Source organism: Terrabacter sp. Soil810 (assembly GCF_001429645.1).
GTDB lineage: Bacteria > Actinomycetota > Actinomycetes > Actinomycetales > Dermatophilaceae > Terrabacter.
The window spans coordinates 490,549-507,954 of sequence record NZ_LMSW01000014.1 but is presented as its reverse complement, the minus strand read 5'-3'; the positions used below and the strand labels follow the sequence as shown (position 1 = coordinate 507,954).

Annotated in this window: 15 protein-coding genes; 6 read left to right on the top strand and 9 right to left on the bottom strand. The window is 72.8% G+C overall.

Annotation, left to right across the window (positions count from 1 at the left end; translation table 11 throughout):
- Nucleotides 1–3: 3 nt before the first annotated feature.
- Both ASG96_RS20700 and ASG96_RS20695 read left to right on the top strand, forming a co-directional pair.
- Nucleotides 4–2,220 (top strand): DUF5682 family protein, encoded by a 2,217-nt coding sequence (locus ASG96_RS20700; RefSeq protein WP_057589179.1) that lies wholly within the window; start codon nucleotides 4–6, stop codon nucleotides 2,218–2,220.
- Nucleotides 2,217–3,407 (top strand): VWA domain-containing protein, encoded by a 1,191-nt coding sequence (locus ASG96_RS20695; protein WP_057589178.1) that lies wholly within the window; start codon nucleotides 2,217–2,219, stop codon nucleotides 3,405–3,407. The genes ASG96_RS20700 and ASG96_RS20695 overlap by 4 nt, the downstream gene beginning before the upstream one ends.
- Here ASG96_RS20695 and ASG96_RS20690 read toward each other — a convergent pair.
- Entirely contained in the window at nucleotides 3,400–3,813 is a 414-nt protein-coding gene (locus tag ASG96_RS20690; RefSeq protein ID WP_057589177.1) for a RidA family protein, read from the bottom strand. The genes ASG96_RS20695 and ASG96_RS20690 overlap by 8 nt on opposite strands.
- A gap of 63 nt (nucleotides 3,814–3,876) precedes the next feature.
- Between ASG96_RS20690 and ASG96_RS20685 the strand changes: the two genes are divergently transcribed.
- Together ASG96_RS20685 and ASG96_RS20680 are read left to right on the top strand one after the other, a co-directional pair.
- The gene (locus ASG96_RS20685) at nucleotides 3,877–4,542 is read left to right on the top strand and encodes a uridine kinase (RefSeq protein WP_200962731.1); all 666 of its coding nucleotides are present in this window, start codon (nucleotides 3,877–3,879) and stop codon (nucleotides 4,540–4,542) included.
- Nucleotides 4,543–4,623: 81 nt separating this feature from the next.
- Nucleotides 4,624–5,133 (top strand): nitroreductase/quinone reductase family protein, encoded by a 510-nt coding sequence (locus tag ASG96_RS20680; protein ID WP_235509244.1) that lies wholly within the window; start codon nucleotides 4,624–4,626, stop codon nucleotides 5,131–5,133.
- A gap of 36 nt (nucleotides 5,134–5,169) precedes the next feature.
- Here the strand turns inward: ASG96_RS20680 and ASG96_RS20675 are convergent, their stop codons facing one another.
- On the bottom strand, nucleotides 5,170–6,552 hold the full coding sequence (locus ASG96_RS20675) for a M1 family metallopeptidase (RefSeq protein WP_057589256.1): 1,383 nt from the start codon (nucleotides 6,550–6,552) through the stop codon (nucleotides 5,170–5,172).
- Between the two features lie 90 nt (nucleotides 6,553–6,642).
- Complete coding sequence (locus ASG96_RS20670) at nucleotides 6,643–6,984, bottom strand: metallopeptidase family protein (RefSeq protein ID WP_056755235.1); 342 nt, start codon at nucleotides 6,982–6,984, stop codon at nucleotides 6,643–6,645.
- Between the two features lie 74 nt (nucleotides 6,985–7,058).
- Here ASG96_RS20670 and ASG96_RS20665 point away from each other — a divergent pair, with 74 nt between their 5' ends.
- Nucleotides 7,059–7,712 carry an O-methyltransferase gene (locus ASG96_RS20665; RefSeq protein ID WP_057589174.1) on the top strand — a complete coding sequence of 218 codons (654 nt, stop codon included), beginning with the start codon at nucleotides 7,059–7,061 and terminating at the stop codon, nucleotides 7,710–7,712.
- Between the two features lie 58 nt (nucleotides 7,713–7,770).
- Here the strand turns inward: ASG96_RS20665 and ASG96_RS20660 are convergent, their stop codons facing one another.
- Nucleotides 7,771–8,379: a thymidine kinase gene (locus ASG96_RS20660; protein WP_082588614.1), complete on the bottom strand. Its 609-nt coding sequence runs from the start codon at nucleotides 8,377–8,379 to the stop codon at nucleotides 7,771–7,773.
- Between the two features lie 161 nt (nucleotides 8,380–8,540).
- Here ASG96_RS20660 and ASG96_RS20655 point away from each other — a divergent pair, with 161 nt between their 5' ends.
- The gene (locus ASG96_RS20655; RefSeq protein ID WP_056755229.1) at nucleotides 8,541–14,078 is read left to right on the top strand and encodes a carboxyl transferase domain-containing protein; all 5,538 of its coding nucleotides are present in this window, start codon (nucleotides 8,541–8,543) and stop codon (nucleotides 14,076–14,078) included.
- Nucleotides 14,079–14,168: 90 nt separating this feature from the next.
- Here the strand turns inward: ASG96_RS20655 and ASG96_RS20650 are convergent, their stop codons facing one another.
- The 5 genes from ASG96_RS20650 to ASG96_RS20630 all read right to left on the bottom strand — a co-directional run bounded on the left by ASG96_RS20650 (nucleotide 14,169) and on the right by ASG96_RS20630 (nucleotide 17,387).
- Nucleotides 14,169–15,002 carry a hypothetical protein gene (locus ASG96_RS20650; protein ID WP_057589173.1) on the bottom strand — a complete coding sequence of 278 codons (834 nt, stop codon included), beginning with the start codon at nucleotides 15,000–15,002 and terminating at the stop codon, nucleotides 14,169–14,171.
- Nucleotides 15,003–15,102: 100 nt separating this feature from the next.
- The gene (locus tag ASG96_RS20645; protein WP_057589172.1) at nucleotides 15,103–15,672 is read right to left on the bottom strand and encodes an RNA polymerase sigma factor; all 570 of its coding nucleotides are present in this window, start codon (nucleotides 15,670–15,672) and stop codon (nucleotides 15,103–15,105) included.
- 50 nt (nucleotides 15,673–15,722) lie between these two features.
- A complete protein-coding gene (locus ASG96_RS20640; RefSeq protein ID WP_057589171.1) occupies nucleotides 15,723–16,049 on the bottom strand; it encodes a DUF6510 family protein in 327 nt (108 codons plus the stop codon).
- Nucleotides 16,050–16,062: 13 nt separating this feature from the next.
- Nucleotides 16,063–16,818, bottom strand: a complete 756-nt coding sequence (locus tag ASG96_RS20635) for a ferredoxin reductase (RefSeq protein WP_057589170.1) — start codon at nucleotides 16,816–16,818, stop codon at nucleotides 16,063–16,065.
- Nucleotides 16,788–17,387 (bottom strand): sulfite oxidase-like oxidoreductase, encoded by a 600-nt coding sequence (locus ASG96_RS20630; RefSeq protein ID WP_056755214.1) that lies wholly within the window; start codon nucleotides 17,385–17,387, stop codon nucleotides 16,788–16,790. The genes ASG96_RS20635 and ASG96_RS20630 overlap by 31 nt, the downstream gene beginning before the upstream one ends.
- Nucleotides 17,388–17,406 lie beyond the last annotated feature (19 nt).

The following is a 17,406-nucleotide window of genomic DNA, read 5'->3' as shown; positions in this document are numbered from 1 at the left end:
CCCGTGAGCGATCCCCGCGTCGAGGTGCTCGGCGTCCGGCACCACGGGCCGGGCTCCGCGCGGTCGGTGGCGCGTGCCCTCGACGAGCTGCTGCCCGACGTCGTCGTCATCGAGGGCCCTCCCGAGCTCGACGCCCTCGTCCCGCTCGCCGCCGACCCCGACCTCGTGCCCCCCGTGGCCGGGCTCGTCTACGCCGTCGACGAGCCGCGGAGGGCGGCGTTCTACCCGTTCGCCGTGTTCTCCCCCGAGTGGGTCGCGCTGCGGTGGGCGCTCGAGCACGGGGTCGACGTCCGTTTCGCCGACCTGCCCGCGACGCACCACCTCGCCGGCGGCGACCCGGAGGACGACACACCCCGCCGTCCGGGCCGGCGAGTCGACCCCATCTCGGCCCTGGCGTCGGCCGCGGGCTACGACGACCCCGAGCGTTGGTGGGAGGACGCCGTCGAGCACCGCCGCACGTCCTCGCTCGCCCACTTCGCCCACCTGCGCCAGGCGATGGAGGGCGTCCGGGGTGACCTCGAGGTCGACGACGACGCCCGACGGGAGGCGTTCATGCGCAAGGTGATCCGCGCAGAGATGCGAGGTGGCCGCGAGCGCGTCGCCGTCGTGTGCGGCGCCTACCACGCACCCGCCCTGGACCCGTCCTCCTTCCCGCCGGTCAGCCGCGACAACGCCCTGCTGAGCAAGCTGCCCAAGGTCAAGGTCGCCGCGACGTGGGCGCCCTGGAGCTCCGAGCGGCTGTCGTACGCCAGTGGCTACGGCGCCGGGGTCCGCTCGCCGGGCTGGTACCACCACCTCTTCGTGACCAGCGAGGACGAGGTCGTGCCGTCGTGGTTCGTCCGCGTCGCGCGAGCGCTGCGCGGCGAGAACCTCGACGCGTCGACGGCGTCGGTCGTCGAGGCGACCCGTCTCGCGGGTGCGCTGGCCGCCGTGCGGGGCCGGCCCTCGGTCGGTCTCGCCGAGCTCACGGACGCCGCGCGCGCCGTGCTCACCTACGGCTCCGACCTGCCGCTCCGGCTCGTCGACCGCACCCTGGTCATCGGTGAGCTGCTCGGCCGGGTGCCGGAGTCGACCCCGATGGTGCCGCTCGCCGGCGACCTCGCCAAGCAGCAGAAGACCTTGCGGCTCAAGGCGTCCGCGACCTCGACGGTCGTGCAGCTCGACCTGCGCCGGGAGTCCCAGCTCGCCCGGTCCGTGCTGCTGCACCGCCTCGCGGTCCTCGACGTCCCCTGGGGCACCCAGGTCGACGCCGGCCGCACGACGGGCACCTTCAAGGAGGCCTGGCAGCTCGAGTGGACACCCGAGCTGGCCGTGGCCGTCATCGAGGCGAGCCTCCACGGCACCACGGTGCGCAGTGCCGCCGAGTCCCGCATCGCCGAGGACGCGCGCGAGGCGGCCGACCTCGGCGTGCTCGGCCGCCTCATCGAGGAGTGCCTGCTCGCCGACCTGCCCGAGGGACTGCGCGCCGTCGTCGCCGCCCTGGCCGAGCGCACGGCCCGGCAGCACGACACGGAGGCCCTGCTCCGCACGATCGAGCCGCTCGCCCGCACGTGCCGCTACGGCGACGTGCGCGGGGTCGACGTCGCCGACGTGGCCCACGTGCTCCAGACCGTCGTCGTGCGCACGTCCGTCGGGCTCCGCGCCGCGTGCTCCAGCCTCGACGACGACAGCGCGGCCGCGATGCGCACGGCCGTCGAGGCAGCGCACCGCGGCGTGGCCCTCGTCGACCGCGACGACCTGCGCGACCCGTGGACCGAGGCGCTCGTGGCCGTCGGCCGCGACGAGACCATCCACGGCGCCGTCGCCGGACGCGTCAACCGGCTGCTGCTCGACGGCGGGCACCTCGCCCACGACGAGGCAGCGGCGCGCCTGAGCCGCCGGCTCTCACCCGGCACCCCCGCGCCCGCAGCGGCGGCCTGGCTCGACGGCTTCCTCACCGGAGAGGCGCTGCTCCTCGTCCACGGCGACGACCTCCTCTCGATCATCGACGAGTGGCTCGTCGACGCGTCCGAGGAGGCCTTCGAGGACCTCCTGCCCCTCGTGCGCCGCACCTTCTCGCGCTACCAGCCCGCGGAACGCCGCCTCATCGGGACGCACCTTCGTGATCTCGCGAGCGGCACGCGTACGACCACGTCGTCGACCGACTCGCTCGACCTCGACCGGGCGGCACCGGCGATCGCCGCCGTCGCCCGCCTGCTTGGCATGGAGGTGGCGTCGTGACCGACCGCGACCGGCTCACCCGCGACCGGCTCACCCGCTGGCGGCTCGTCCTCGGGGGCGAGCAGTCCGACGGCATCGGCGAGGGCGCGAGCCTCGACGCCGACGACCTCAAGCGCGACGAGGCCCTGCGCGAGCTCTACGACGGCGAGCGCCGCAGCGGCCTGGGGGCGTCGGCGCCGCGCGTCGCGCGCTGGCTCGGCGACATCCGTGGCTACTTCCCGTCGTCGGTCGTGCAGGTCATGCAGCACGACGCGATGGACCGCCTCGGCCTGACCCAGCTGCTGCTCGAGCCCGAGCTCATGGAGGCCGTGCAGCCCGACATCAACCTCGTCACGACGCTCGTCGGGCTGGGCCGCGTCATCCCCGAGCGGTCACGGGCCACGGCGCGGGCCGTCGTCCGCGTCGTCACCGACGAGCTCGAGGAGCGGCTGCGCTCCGAGACGGTCCAGGCCGTCACCGGCGCCCTCAACCGGGCGTCCCGCACCCGCCGACCCAAGGCGTCCGACATCGACTGGAACCGCACCATCGCGGCCAACCTGAAGCACTACCAGCCCGAGCACGGCACGGTCGTGCCCGAGCGCCTCGTCGGGCACGCCCGGCGGGCGCACCGGGTCGAGCGGCGGATCATCCTCTGCATCGACCAGTCCGGCTCGATGGCCGAGTCCGTCGTCTACTCCAGCGTCTTCGGCGCGGTGCTCGCCTCGCTGCGGTCGGTCGAGACGCGGCTCGTCGTCTTCGACACCGCGGTCGTCGACCTCACCGACGAGCTCGACGACCCCGTCGACGTGCTCTTCGGCGTACAGCTCGGGGGTGGCACCGACATCAACCAGGCGCTCGCCTACTGCGAGGGGCTCATCGAGCAGCCGGCCGAGACGATCCTCGTGCTCATCAGCGACCTCTACGAGGGCGGCATCGCCGAGGAGATGGTGCGGCGGGCGTCCGCGATCGTCGCGTCGGGCGCGACCATGGTCGCGCTCCTCGCGCTCAGCGACTCGGGTCGGCCCAGCTTCGACGCGGGCCATGCCGCGGCCCTCGCGGCCGTCGGGGTCCCGGCGTTCGCGTGCACGCCCGACCGCTTCCCCGACCTCATGGCGACCGCCATCGAGAAGCGCGACATCACCGCCTGGGCCGCCGCCAACGACATCGTCACCACCCACGAGCCCGAGATGCCCGGGCCGGTCACCTGAGGGCGGCGACGGCCTCGATCTCGACGAGCTGGTCGGGGTAGCCGAGGACGGTGACCCCGTGCAGGGTGCTCGGCACCTCGTGCTCGCCGAAGGCGTCGTGGACGACCGTCCACGCCGTGACGAGGTCCTCGCGGACCGTCGTGGCCACGAGGACCCGCGTGTAGGCGACGTCCTCGATCGTCGCGCCAGCAGCGTCGAGTGCGGTCAGGAGGTTGGCGACGCACTGCCTGGCCTGCGCCGCGATGTCACCGGGGGCGACAGTCGCGCCGGCATCGTCGAGCGGGCAGGCCCCGGCTGCGAAGACGAGCCGCGCGCCCGCGTCGGTCGCCGCGGCATACGCGTACGGCGCGGTGTCGGTGAGCGCGCCGGTGCGGACGAGGTGGACGGCGCTGTCTGATCGGCTCATGCTCAGGACGGTAGCGGGAGTGTGCGCGGGTCGGGACGGTGGCGCGACGGCATACTCGACCGCATGCTGCTGCACCCCGAGGAGACCGAGTCGGGGCCGTGGCGTCCCGTCGGTGACGACGCTCTCGCCGCGCTGCTGACGCGCCTGCTCCCGGAAGGGCGGGGCGTCCTGCTCGTCGACGGGCGTTCCGGCAGTGGCAAGTCCACCTTCGCCGAGCGCGCGGCCGCGTTGCTCGGTGGGGTGACCGTGCACAGCGACGACCTCGCGTGGCACCACGACGCGATCGCATGGGACGACCTCGCCGTCCCGCACGTCATCGAGCCGTGGCGACGCGGTGAGGACGTCGACTACCGCCCGCCGGGCTGGGTCGCCCGCGACCGCCACGGCTCGGTGAGGGTGCCCGCGGACGTACGCGTGCTCGTCCTCGAGGGGGTCGGCGCGGGACGCGCGTCGCTGGCCACCCACGCGAACGCGGTCGTCTGGGTGCAGTCGGACCGCGTCGAGGCGCGTGAGCGCGGCCTGCGCCGCGACGTCGAGCTCGGTCGGACGCCCGAGGCGGCGGAGCGCTTCTGGGACGAGTGGATGTCGGCCGAGGAACCCTTCCTGGCCGGCGATCGACCGTGGGAGCGAGCCGACCTCGTCGTGAGCTCACGTGAGGCCGACTGGGCACCGGGGCGCACGACCGTGGCGATGAGGCCCGACGAGGACCCGATGACCGACAGCCGGTGACAACCAGGCCACCGAGAAAGGGTCCGAAGTGCGGACTTCTGGCCCTGGCGCGGACCGGGGCCGCGCGGTCACGCTGTGACCATGTCCAGCGAACGTGAAGCTCAGGCGGCGATGACGCGTCGTCGGCCCGCGCGGCTCCAGCCGCGCTGGTTCATCGTGGCCTTCTGGCACGGTCATCGCGCGGTGTTGCGCGTGACCGGCGGCCGGTTCGGTCTGTGGAGACCCAAACCGGGCGGGTGGGGGACGCTGTGGCTCACGACGACCGGCCGACGCAGTGGGAAGCCGCGACGGGTCGTCCTCGGCTACGTCGACGACGGGCACAGCCTGGTGACGATGGCGATGAACGGATGGGGTCCCGCCGAGCCCGCGTGGTGGCTCAACCTGCAGGCGCATCCGGACGCCGTCGTCCGGACCCGCGACGGAGCGCGACCGATCCGCGCACGCCGCGCACAGGGCGAGGAGCGCGAGCGGCTGTGGGCCCGCTGGGCCGAGATCGACACAAACCTCGACGCGTTCGCCGCCAGGCGCCCTCACGAGACGGCCGTCGTCATCCTCGAGCCGCGCGACACCACCGGGCCGGCTGGGTCGTGAGGGCATCGGCCCCCGGGGTCGGAGAGGACGGACGGCTCACCAGGACGTGGGCTTCTGGGGCTGGTAGAGCCACACGTCGAAGAAGTGACCGAGGTCCATCCCCGAGGTCTGCTCGGCCAGTGCGATGAACTGGGACGTCGTGACGTTGCCGTAGCGGTTGTCCCTCACCCACGTGCGCATGATCTGGAAGAAGGCGTCGTCACCGACCTTCTGCCGCAACGCCTGCACCGTCATCGCGCCACGGTTGTAGATCGTCCCGTCGAAGAGGTGGGCCGCGTCTCCGGGGTTGCCGGGCGGCGGTGTCCAGAACGAGGTCTTCGAGGCGGGCGTGTTGTAGAGGGTGTCGAAGTAGGCCTGGGCACTCTTCTGGCCGTTGTGCTCGCTCCAGAGCCACTCCGACCACGTCGCGAAACCCTCATGGAGCCAGATGTCCGGCCACCGGCTGAGGGTGACCGAGTCTCCGAGCCACATGTGCGAGAGCTCGTGGGCCACCGTCGCCTCGTCCGGCATCCGGTCGTAGACCGGTTTGGTCTGGGTCTCCAGGGAGTAGCCCACCTCCGGAGCGTTGTCCGCGACCGAGCCGACGGCATTGAACGGATAGGGCCCGTAGATCGACTCGTAGAACTGGACGATCTGCGGGAGCTTCCGGAAGACGTTCCCCGAGGGGAGGGTCGGGTCGATGGCAACGTAGGAGGGGATGCTTCCGACCTGTGAGACCGTGAGGTCGAACCGACCGAGGGTCGCCGTGGCGAGGTAGGGAGCCATCGGGTCGCTCTCTCGCCAGACCCACGTCGTACGTCCCCCCGTGGACCGGCTCGACACGAGCACGCCGTTCGCCATCACGGTGAGGCCCTCGGGGACGGTGACCCCGAAGTCGAAGGTCGCCTTGTCCTGCGGGTTGTCGTTCACGGGGTACCAGCTCGGCGAGCCTTGCGGCTCCCCGACGACGAAGGCGCCGTCATCCGTCGGGACCCACCCCTCGATCGACCCGTCGGGGTCGGTCACCGCTTGAGGTGTGCCGGCGTAGGTGACCGACACCGTGAACGACCGACCGGCGCGAAGGCCGTCGCTGGGGGTGACCACGAGCTCCTGGTCGCCCACTCGCTCGAAGGCTGCGGCTGCACCGTTCACCTGCAGTCCGGAGATGGTGAAGCCCCGCAGGTCGAGGTCGAACTGCGAGAGGTTCTGGGTTGCGGTGGCCGTGATGACAGCCGTACCGGTGAGCTGCTTCGAGCTGGGTTCGTAGCCGAGGCTCAGCGAGTAGTTGGAGACGTCGTACCCGCCGTTTCCGGCTTGGGGGAAGTACGGGTCCCCGACTCCGGGGGCTCCCGGCGAGAAGGTGACCGCCCCCGCCGGGCCGGCGGTGACCAGCACCAGCGCCGACGCCGCGATGAGCGCATGCTTCCTTCGTCCGACCATCCTCGCCACCCCCTGGGTGTCATCGTGGACCATTCGAGGTTAGGACGGCGACCGGGCCTCGATGGCTGCTTTCCGGGAATCCCTGCCCACTCAGTACCCGAGCTCGCGCAGCCGGGCGTCCCCGATCCCGAAGTGATGGCCCACCTCGTGGATGACCGTCCGCCGAACCTGGTCGACCACCTCGGAGTCGCTGGTGCACACGGCACAGATGGCACGCCGGAAGATCGTGATCCGGTCAGGCAGGACGCCTGCGTAGAACGCCGACCGACGCGTCAACGGCACCCCCTGGTACAGCCCCAGAAGACCTGGCGGCCCGCTGTCGTGCTGCACGGTGACGGCCACGTTGCTCATGAGCTCACCCAGCTCTCCGGGTATGCCGTCGAGCGCTTCGCCCACCATCACCTCGAAGCGCTCGGGATCGACCTCGACCATGCAGCCAGTGTGTCGCCGAACGGCCTGGGACCATCACCCGGGCGCGGCCCTGACCTTGGGCGTAGCGTTCGAGGATGCGCAGCTTCCCGGTGACGGACGCGATCCGCTCCTACGCCGTCGCTCACGGCACCTGGCGCCCCGATCCCGTGGTCCGGGGGCTCCAGGCGGAGACGGCCGGGCTCGGGGACGCGGCCGGGATGCAGATCGGCGACGACCAGGGACAGCTGCTCACCCTGCTCGCCCGACTGATCGGCGCGCGCCGGGCCGTCGAGGTGGGGACGTTCACGGGCTACTCGAGCATGTGCATCGCCCGGGGGCTGGCCGAGGGAGGCTCACTGCTGTGTTGCGACGTCAGCGCAGAGTGGACCGAGATCGGCCGACGGGCGTGGGCCTCCGCCGGCCTGGCTGACCGGATCGAGCTGCGTATCGCGCCGGCGCTGGACACGCTGCGGGCACTGCCGACGGCGGCGGACATCGACCTGGTCTTCATCGATGCGGACAAGCCGGCGTATGCCGCCTACTGGGCCGAGCTGGTGCCGCGGGTTCGTCCGGGGGGCCTGTTGCTCGCGGACAACGTCCTGTGGAGCGGCCGGATCGTCGATCCCGAGACCGAGGACGCGAACACCGTCGCGCTGCGTGCCTTCAACGACCTGGTGGTCTCCGACGATCGCGTCGAGTCCGTCGTCCTGACCGCCTTCGATGGCCTGACCATCGCCCGGAAGCGGTGACCCCGGGCAGCGGCAGACGCGGAGACGTTGGCCGGACCCGGCGGCTCGAGCCGGCGCGTCAGGACGATGCAGGTCGGACGAAGCAGGACCGGCAGCGGGCCTCGTAGGTGAAGGTGCCGTCGTCGGGCAGCGCCTCGGAGCCGCCGAGGTGGTCGAGGAACGGCTCACCCGAGCGCAGCACCTGCGTGTGCGTGGCGCTGAAGTCGCGGCACTGGTCGCACACCGCGCGCCGGTAGGTCACGGTGTCGGGCCCGAGCTCGAGCAGCGCCCGGACCGGCGCGAAGAGCTCGCCGCGGTGGTCGAGGTCGATGCCGGCGACGACGACGCGGGTGCCGCGACGCAACAGCTGGTCGACGACCGCGACGTCGTCGAGGTCGAACATGTGCACCTCGTCGACGGCCACGACGTCGAGCTGCTCGTCGAGGGCCTCGTGCAGGCTCTCGACCTTCGTCGTCGCGAGCACGCCGCCGCTGCGGGACGTCACGCCGCTGTCGCGGACGTGCCGCTCCGACTGGTAGACGCGGTGCCGCACCCGCGTGAACTGCAGGGGTGACAGCAGCGAGATGAGCGCGAGGCTCTTGCCCGACTTCATCGGCCCGAGCACGACGTCGAGCGACACCTCGGACGCGGTGCGGACGGCCTGCCTGACGTCGTCGATCGTGGTCACGGGCGAGAACGCTATCGGCCTCCGGTGTCAGTCCCCGGCACCCTCGCCTGACCCACGCGCGGTTCACGGCGACCCGACGACTCTGCCTGTCTACTCGCCGGTCACACGGCAGGCGTGGAAGGCTGCAGGGTGCGACACCACCCCCGTCTGAAGGAGCACCGATGATCTCGCGCATCGCCATCGTGAACCGCGGCGAGGCCGCCATGCGGCTCATCCACGCGGTGCGGGACCTCAACGCCGCGGCAGGCCGCGACGGGCACCGCATCGAGACGATCGCGCTTCACACCGAGGGCGAGCGGCGGGCGATGTTCGTCCGCGAGAGCGACCACGCGTACGACCTCGGGCCGGCCTCGGCGCGCCCCTACCTCGACCACGCCGTCCTCGAGCGCGCCCTGCGCGCGACGAACGCCGACGCGGCGTGGGTCGGCTGGGGCTTCGTCGCCGAGGACCCCGCGTTCGCCGACCTGTGCGAGCGCGTCGGCGTCACCTTCATCGGCCCCAGCCCCGACGCGATGCGCAAGCTCGGCGACAAGATCGGCAGCAAGCTCATCGCCGAGGAGGTCGGCGTGCCGGTCGCTCCGTGGAGCCGCGGCGGCGTCGACACCCTCGAGGACGCGAAGGCCGCGGCCGCGCGCATCGGCTACCCGCTCATGCTCAAGGCGACCGCCGGTGGCGGTGGCCGCGGCATCCGTCGCGTCGACTCCGACGCCGACCTCACCGACGCCTACGAGCGCACCCGCGACGAGGCGCAGCGCGCATTCGGCTCGGGCGTCGTCTTCCTCGAGAAGCTCGTGACCGGCGCCCGCCACATCGAGGTGCAGGTCATCGCCGACGGCCAGGGCTCGGCGTGGGCCGTGGGCGTGCGCGACTGCTCGGTGCAGCGCCGCAACCAGAAGGTCATCGAGGAGTCCTCGTCGCCGGTGCTGCGCCCCGAGCAGGAGGACGAGGTCCGCACGAGCGCCGAGCGCCTCGCCATCGCCGTGGGCTACGCCGGCGCCGGCACGGTCGAGTTCCTCTACCACCCGGGCGAGCGCTTCTTCGCCTTCCTCGAGGTCAACACCCGCCTCCAGGTCGAGCACCCCATCACCGAGGTCGTCACCGACACCGACCTCGTCAAGCTCCAGATCCATGTCGCGAACGGCGGCCGCCTCGACGACCTCCCCGGCGGGCGACCCACCCAGCGCGGCCACGCCGTCGAGGCCCGCCTCAACGCCGAGGATCCCGACCGCGACTTCGCGCCGAGCCCCGGCCACATCAGCCTGCTCCAGTTCCCCGCCGGCCCCGGCATCCGCGTCGACACCGGTGTGGGAGAAGGCGACTCGATCCCCGCCGACTTCGACTCGATGATCGCCAAGATCATCGCCCACGGCCGCGACCGCGACGAGGCCCTCGCCCGCCTGCGCCGCGCCATGGCCGAGACGACCGTCGTCATCGACGGCGGCTCGACGAACAAGAGCTTCATCCTCGACCTGCTCGACCAGCCCGAGATCATCGACGGCTCGGCCGACACCGGCTGGATCGACCGCGTCCGCGCCGAGGGCCGCCTCGTCTCGCACCGCCACTCCGGTGTCGCGCTCGTCGCCGCCGGCATCGAGGCCTACGAGGACGCCGAGGCCATCGAGCGGGCCCGCCTGCTCGCGTCGGCCCGCGGTGGCCGCCCGCAGGTGCAGCACACGGTCGGCCGCGCCATCGACCTCAAGCTGCGCGGCACGGCATACAAGGTCATGGTGCTGCGCACCGCGTCGCACCGCTACCGCGTCTCCATCACCAACGGCGCCGACGAGCACGTCGTCGACGCGACGCTCGACCGCATCGACGAGTATGCCGGCCGCATCGTCGTCGAGGGACGCGCGCACCGCCTCGTCACCGCCACCCACGGACCCGTCCACCTCGTCGAGGTCGACGGGGTCACCCACCGCGTCTCGCGTGACGAGGGCGGCGTCGTGCGGTCGCCCGCGCCCGCGCTGGTCGTCGCGACCCCGGCCGCCGTCGGCGACGAGGTGGCCGCCGGTGCTCCGGTGCTCGTCCTCGAGTCGATGAAGATGGAGACGGTGCTGCCGGCGCCCTTCGCGGCGCGCGTCCGCGAGCTCCTCGTCAGCGTCGGCAGCCAGGTCGAGACCGGCGCGCCGCTCGTGCGCCTCGAGCCCACCGGCGACGAGGCCGAGGTCGCCGAGACAGCGGCCACCGAGACCGTCGACCTCGACCTGCCCGACTCGAGCGCGGGTCACGCGAGCGTGCGCGAGCGCGTCGACCGCGGTATCGAGGACCTCTCGGCGAGCGTCCTCGGCTTCGACGGAGACCCCAGCGGTGACCGCAGGGTGCTCGCCGGCTACCTCACGGCTCGCGACGAGCTCGCCGCCAGCGGCACCATCCCGCTCGCCGAGGAGATCGCGGTCCTCGACCTGCTCACCGACTTCGCCGAGCTGAGCCGCAACCGCCCCGCGGCCGAGGAGCGGCACACCGAGCTGCTCGTGCACAGCCCGCGCGAGCACTTCCACTCCTACCTCCAGAGCCTCGACGTCGACCGCGCCGGCCTCTCGGCTGACTTCCGCGACAAGCTCGCCCGCGTGCTGCTCCACTACGGCGTCACCGACTTCGAGCGCACACCCGACCTCGAGGAGGCCGTCTTCCGCGTCTTCCTCGCCCAGCAGCGCTCGGCGCCCGAGGTCCAGCTCGCGACGTCGATCCTCCAGCGCTGGCTCGCCGAGCCGATCCCGGCCGCGCCGCTCGACGTCGCCGCCCGGGAGGCGCTCGACCGCCTCGTCGTCGCGACCCAGCTGCGCTTCCCCGTCATCGGCGACCTCGCCCGCAGCGTCCGCTTCCGCTGGTTCGACCAGCCGCTCGTCGACGAGGAGCGCCAGAGCGTGCTCGCCGGCGTCCGCGACAAGCTCGCGACGCTCGCGGCCGAGCCCGACGCGCCCGACCACACGGCCCGCATCGACGAGCTCGCGGCGATCCCCGAGCAGATCGTGCGCTTCCTCACCGAGCGCCTCCACGAGGAGTCGCCGGAGCGGCTGCCCGAGCACGAGCCGATGCTCGAGGTGCTCATCAAGCGTCACTACCGCGAGCACGAGCTGCACGGCCTGCGCACCTTCTCCGAGGGCGGCCGGCCCTTCGCCGTGGCCGACTACACCCTCGACGACCGACCGACCCACCTGACGTCGACGATCGGCGGGGTCGACGAGCTCGTGCCGGGCAGCGCGCTCGACGCGGCCGTCTCCAACGACGTGTGGTCGCGCGCCACGGGGCTCCAGTCGGTCGTCGACCTCTACCTGCGCTGGCCGCAGGAGCCCGAGTCCCCCGACGCCGCGAGCGAGCAGCTCGCCACGCTGCTCCAGCAGCTGCCCTTCGCCCAGGACGTACGTCGCGTGGCCGTCGCCGTGAGCGCGGGCCGGGGAGGCCCCGTCGGCTACTTCACCTTCCGCCCCGTCGACGGCACGCTCGCCGAGGACCGCCTCGTGCGGGGCGTGCACCCGATGGTCGGGCGGCGCCTCAACCTGTGGCGCCTCACCTCGTTCGACGTGACGCGGCTCGAGGCGCCCGAGGACGTCCTGCTCTACGAGTGCGTCGCCAGGGACAACTCCGACGACCACCGCCTCGTGGCGCTGGCGCAGGTGCGCCAGATCGTCGTCGTGCGCGACGAGTCGGGGCAGGTCTCCGGCCTGCCGCACGTCGAGCGCGCCATCGCCAACTGCCTCGAGGCGATCCGCCGGGTCCGCGCGAGCCGCGGCGCCAAGGGCTCCAGGCTCGACATGAACCACGTGTGGGTCCAGATCTGGCCGACCATCGAGGCCGACCTCGGCCAGCTGACGGCGCTGCAGAGCAGGATCGCGCCCGTCACGGCCGGCGCCGGCATCGAGGAGGTGCTCGTCCAGGCCAACGTCGCGGGCGCGCCCGGCGAGGCCCCGCTCCCCATCGCAGGTCGCTTCTTCTACCAGCCCGGCTCCGGCGTCACCGGCACCCTCGGCGCGCCGCCCACCGAGCCGCTCAAGCCGCTCGACGACTACGCCTCCAAGGTCGTCCGCGCCCGGCGCCGCGGTCTCGTCTACCCCTACGAGCTCCAGTCGATGATCGCCGGCGACGGCGGCACCGTCGTCGAGCACGACCTCGACGACTCGGGCACGCTCGTGCCGGTCGACCGCCCGCAGGGGCTCAACAAGGCCGGCATCATCGTCGCCGTCGTCAGCTCGCCGACGGTCCGCCACCCCGAGGGCGTCACCCGCGTCGTCCTCTCCGGCGACCCGCTCCGCTCGCTCGGCTCGGTCGCCGAGGCCGAGTGCGCCCGCGTCATCGCGGCCATCGACCTCGCCGAGCGCCTCCAGGTGCCACTCGAGTGGTACTCCCTGTCCGCCGGCGCGCGCATCTCGATGGACTCCGGCACCGAGAACATGGACTGGGTGGCCCGCGCCCTCAAGCGGATCATCGAGTTCACCCAGGCGGGCGGCGAGATCAACATCGTCGTCGCCGGCATCAACGTCGGCGCCCAGCCCTACTGGAACGCCGAGGCGACGATGCTCATGCACACCAAGGGCATCCTCGTCATGACGCCCGACAGCGCCATGGTCCTCACCGGCAAGCAGTCGCTCGACTTCTCCGGCGGCGTTTCGGCCGAGGACAACTTCGGCATCGGCGGCTACGACCGCGTCATGGGCCCGAACGGCCAGGCGCAGTACTGGGCCAAGGACCTCGCGGGCGCCCGCGCCATCCTCATGGCGCACTACGACCACGCGTACGTCAGCCCCGGCGAGTCGGGTCCCCGGCGGGTCAGCACGAGCGACCCGTCGCACCGCGACGTGACGCTCTTCCCGCACGAGCTGGCCGACTCCGGCTTCAAGACGGTCGGCGACATCTTCAGCTCGCTCACCAACCCGGACCGCAAGAAGCCCTTCGACATCCGCACCCTGATGCGGGCGGTCAGCGACCAGGACCACGAGCCGCTCGAGCGGTGGGCCGGCATGGCCGACGCCGAGACGGCTGTGGTGCAGGACGCCCACCTCGGCGGCATCCCGGTCACCCTCATCGGCATCGAGTCCAAGTCGGTGCCGCGCCGCGGCTTCCCGCCCACCGACGGCCCCGACACCTACACGGCCGGCACGCTCTTCCCGCGGTCGAGCAAGAAGGTGGCGCGCGCGGTCAACGCCGCGAGCGGCAACCGACCGGTCGTCGTCCTCGCCAACCTCTCGGGCTTCGACGGCTCACCCGAGTCGATGCGCAGCCTCCAGCTCGAGTACGGCGCCGAGATCGGCCGGGCCATCGTCAACTTCGACGGCCCGATCGTCTTCACCGTGGTGTCCCGCTACCACGGTGGCGCGTTCGTCGTCTTCTCCAAGACGCTCAACCCGCGCATGACGGTGCTCGCCGTCGAGGGGTCGTTCGCGTCGGTGCTCGGTGGCGCCCCCGCCGCGGCCGTCGTCTTCTCCCGCGACGTCGACGCCCGCACGGCGTCCGACCCGCGCGTCACCGAGCTCGAGGGACGTCTCGCCTCGGCCTCCGGCGTCGAGCGCGCGCGTCTGGCCACCGAGGTCGCCGAGCTGCGCACATCGGTGCGCGCCGAGAAGCTCGGCCAGGTCGCCTCCGAGTTCGACGCGGTGCACAGCATCCACCGCGCCGTCTCGGTCGGCTCGGTCGACGCCGTCATCGACGCGCACGAGATGCGTCCGCGCATCATCGCCGCCATCGAGGCGGGCCTGCAGGGCTGACCGGGTGGGTGCGCGCGGGTCCCGCGCGCACCCACACCGAGTGGGCGTGTGCCGAAACCCCCTCGGCACACGCCCACACCCTCCCCGCCCTCAGGGCCCGACGGTCTGGCCCGGCTCCACGGTCGCGGATCCCTGCGGCACCGGCGTGCCCGTGGTGGTGGCCGGTGACGTCGCTGGCGTCGTCGCAGGCGTCGCCGGCGTGGTCGCAGGCGTCGTCGGCGCTGTCGTCGGCGCTGTCGTCGGCGCAGGCGCCGTCGGCGTCGGCGTGCCGGTCGCCGTGTCGGTCGGCTCGTCGGTCGGCGTGCCGTCCGGCTGCTTCTCCGCCTTGTCCTTCCCCTTGTCCGCCGCCGTGCCGTTCGACTTGCCCTTGGCGTTGCCGTTCGCCTTACCCGCCCCGTTGCCGCTGCCGGGGCCGCCCGACGCCCGCGGTTTCAGCACGTCGGCGCAGAACGCGGCGACCTTGTCCGCACCACCCGCGGCCTCGACGAGGTTGGCGAAGGCGACAGACCCGTCGACCTTGCCCTGGGAGCCGTGGGTGGACCGGGCCGTCCAGGCCGTGCACAGGCCGTGCTTGGCGGGCCCGTTCGCGTCAGGGCCTCGAGGAGGTGCCGTCGCGCTGACGACAGCCGGGTGCGGCTGGGCGGGTCCGTCGAGGCCCGCGGGGAGCTGGGCGCCGCTCGGCAGGTGCGTGGAGACGAGCAGCACGGTGCCCACCCCGACGAGGCCGGCCGCCACTCCACCGAGGGTGGCGCCCAGCCTGGCGCCGAGGGCCGCCGCGAGCATCCGGTGTCTCCTCGGTCCGGGCGACGCCTGCGCGACCCGCGCCCGGAGCTCGGCGAGAGCCGGCCCGATGCCGTCGAGCTCAGGCTCACTCGGCTCGGCGGTCAGCGCCCGGATCACCGGGGCGAGCGACGGGTCGCGCATCCGGTCGCGTCCCGGCTCGCCCCGGTGAGGTCCGGCAGGAGACGCGGGAACGTCGTCGCGACGCCCTCGGTTCCTCTCGTGCCACCAGGTCGTGCCCATGTCACTCACGAAGCGCTGCAGCCTCGGCCAGCGTTACACCGGCCGGAGCGACGAGGTCGGCGAGCGCACGCAGTCCGCGGTGTGCGGCGACGCGGACCGCCCCGGGCGTGCGTCCCAGCACGTCCGCCACCTCGCTCACGGGCAGCCCCGCCACGACCCGTAGCAGCACGACCTCGGCCTGCAGGGGAGGGAGCCGGCGCACGAGGGCCACGGCCTCCTGCGTCGTCAGCGCGTCGACGACGTCGTCAGCACAGTCCCGGACCGTCGCCACCCACTCGGCGTGCTGTCGGCCGAACCTGGCCTCGCGCCCTCGTCTGCGGGCAGCATCGACCGCCCTGCGGCGTGCGGTCGTGAAGACCCAGGCACGCCAACCCGTCTCGTCACCCGTGAAGGTGTCGAGTCCCCTGACGACGGTCAACCACGTCTCCGCGGCGACCTCGTCAGCGGTGTCTCCCCCCAGACTCAGGTAGCGCAGCAACGGTGGGTTGAGGTCGCGCCACAAGCGTGCGAACGCGACCTCGTCACCGTTCCGTGCGCCGGCGAGGACGGTCTCGAACTCCGCGCCGATCACCACACCAGTCTGGACCCAGGCGGGTCCGCTGACCCGGTTTCGTCGGGATGTCAGGTTCGAGCCGACTCGTCCCCGTCCCCGGCGGGCGCAACGCGAGGGGCAGGCACGCGGAGCGAGGTGACGCCCCCGAGGTCGAGCCACACCGCGTCTGGGGTGCGGACGACGCGGAGCAGCACGTCGTCGCAGCCGGGGCACCGGCCGACGAGACCGGGCTCGGGCCCGTAGACGCGGAGCGTCGCGACCTCCGTCGACGAGCCGCAGCCGCGGCACCGGACCACCGCCACGGTGACGTCGAGTGCGAAGAGCTCGGACAGCGGACCGGCCATGAGGTTGCCGTCGTATGCCGCCTCCGCGCCTGGGTGCCCCGGGATCGTCATGGGAGGTCCTCCTTCACGGGCCGCTGGGCCCGAATCTCTCTGTCCTGATGCGGTCGGCCGCATGGCCGAGGCCGACGAGCAGGTCGGCGGCACTCTCGACGAAGCCCGTCGGGCCGCACACGTAGCAGGTGGGCGGGTCGTCACCGCCCCAGCCGGCCGCCACGAGGTCGGTCTCCCGCAGGCGCCCGGTCGGCCGCGCGTCACCCTCGGGTGCCCGGCGCGTGTGGACGAGGTGGACGTCGGCGCCGTCCGTGGCGGCGATCGCCGCGAGCTCGTCGCGGTAGATGACGTCGTCGGGGTCGCGGACCGAGTACACGAGCCGGAACGGCGGTGACCCGACGTCGCGCGCCCGGAGCATCGCCATGACGGGCACGACCCCCGAGCCGCCGGCCACGAGCAGCACCGGCCCGGGTTGCCCTGGGCGCCAGACGAACCAGCCGCCGACGGGGCCGCGCAGGCGCACCGCGTCGCCGACGGCGAGCCCGTCGGCGAGGAAGCCCGACACCTCGCCGTCCGGGACCCGCTGGACCGTCAGCTCGACCCGGTTCGCCCGCTCGGGGGCCGAGACGGAGTAGCTCCGCGTCGCGGTGTAGCCGTCGGGGGCCGTGAGCCGCACGTCGACGTGCTGCCCGGGCAGGTGTCCGGGCCAGCCGTCGACGTCGAGGACGAGCGTCACGGCGCTCCGCGTCTCGGGCCGGCGCTCGACGAGCGCGGCGTCCCGCCACGCGCGCCGGGCGCTCAGTCCCCCTGGTACCGCTGCTCGCGCCATGGGTCGCCGTAGTCGTGGTAGCCGAGCTGCTCCCAGAAGCCGGGCGAGTCCTCGAGCATCAGCTCGATGCCGCGCACCCACTTCGCCGACTTCCAGAAGTAGAGGTGGGGCACGAGCAGCCTTGCCGGGCCGCCGTGCTCGGGGCGGAGGTCGTCGCCGTCGTAGGCGTAGGCGACCCAGGCCTGCCCGTCGAGGAGGTCCTCGAGCGGCAGGTTCGTCGTGTAGCCGCCGTAGCTGTGCACCAGCGCGAAGTCGGCAGCGGTCTCGACGTCGGCGAGGAGCGTGTCGAGCGAGACGCCGCGCCACTCGGTGTCGAGCTTGGACCAGCTCGTGACGCAGTGGATGTCGACGGTGACCGTCTCGGCCGGGAGCGCCATGAGCTCCTGCCACGACCACGTGTGGCGGGTGCCGTCCTCGGTCGCGACCCAGAGCTCCCACTCGTCGTGGTCGACGCCGGGCGTCGGTCCGGCCGACAGCACCGGGAAGTCGCCGGTGAGGTACTGCCCCGGGGGCAGCCGCTCGTCGCGGCCACGTGGGCGCCCCTGGAAGCCTCGCGTCACGAAGTCCATGCCCAGTCACTGTACGGGC

Excerpts from the sequence above, each read along its gene's own strand:
- ASG96_RS20630 (WP_056755214.1), bottom strand. The coding sequence starts at position 17,387 with ATGGACTTCGTGACGCGAGGCTTCCAGGGGCGCCCACGTGGCCGCGAC.
- ASG96_RS20640 (WP_057589171.1), bottom strand. The coding sequence starts at position 16,049 with ATGACGATCCCGGGGCACCCAGGCGCGGAGGCGGCATACGACGGCAAC.
- ASG96_RS20670 (WP_056755235.1), bottom strand. The coding sequence starts at position 6,984 with ATGGTCGAGGTCGATCCCGAGCGCTTCGAGGTGATGGTGGGCGAAGCG.
- ASG96_RS20685 (WP_200962731.1), top strand. The coding sequence starts at position 3,877 with ATGCTGCTGCACCCCGAGGAGACCGAGTCGGGGCCGTGGCGTCCCGTC.
- ASG96_RS20635 (WP_057589170.1), bottom strand. The coding sequence starts at position 16,818 with ATGGCGCGAGCAGCGGTACCAGGGGGACTGAGCGCCCGGCGCGCGTGG.
- ASG96_RS20655 (WP_056755229.1), top strand. The coding sequence starts at position 8,541 with ATGATCTCGCGCATCGCCATCGTGAACCGCGGCGAGGCCGCCATGCGG.
- ASG96_RS20690 (WP_057589177.1), bottom strand. The coding sequence starts at position 3,813 with ATGAGCCGATCAGACAGCGCCGTCCACCTCGTCCGCACCGGCGCGCTC.
- ASG96_RS20680 (WP_235509244.1), top strand. The coding sequence starts at position 4,624 with ATGTCCAGCGAACGTGAAGCTCAGGCGGCGATGACGCGTCGTCGGCCC.
- ASG96_RS20665 (WP_057589174.1), top strand. The coding sequence starts at position 7,059 with ATGCGCAGCTTCCCGGTGACGGACGCGATCCGCTCCTACGCCGTCGCT.
- ASG96_RS20650 (WP_057589173.1), bottom strand. The coding sequence starts at position 15,002 with ATGCGCGACCCGTCGCTCGCCCCGGTGATCCGGGCGCTGACCGCCGAG.
- ASG96_RS20675 (WP_057589256.1), bottom strand. The coding sequence starts at position 6,552 with ATGGTCGGACGAAGGAAGCATGCGCTCATCGCGGCGTCGGCGCTGGTG.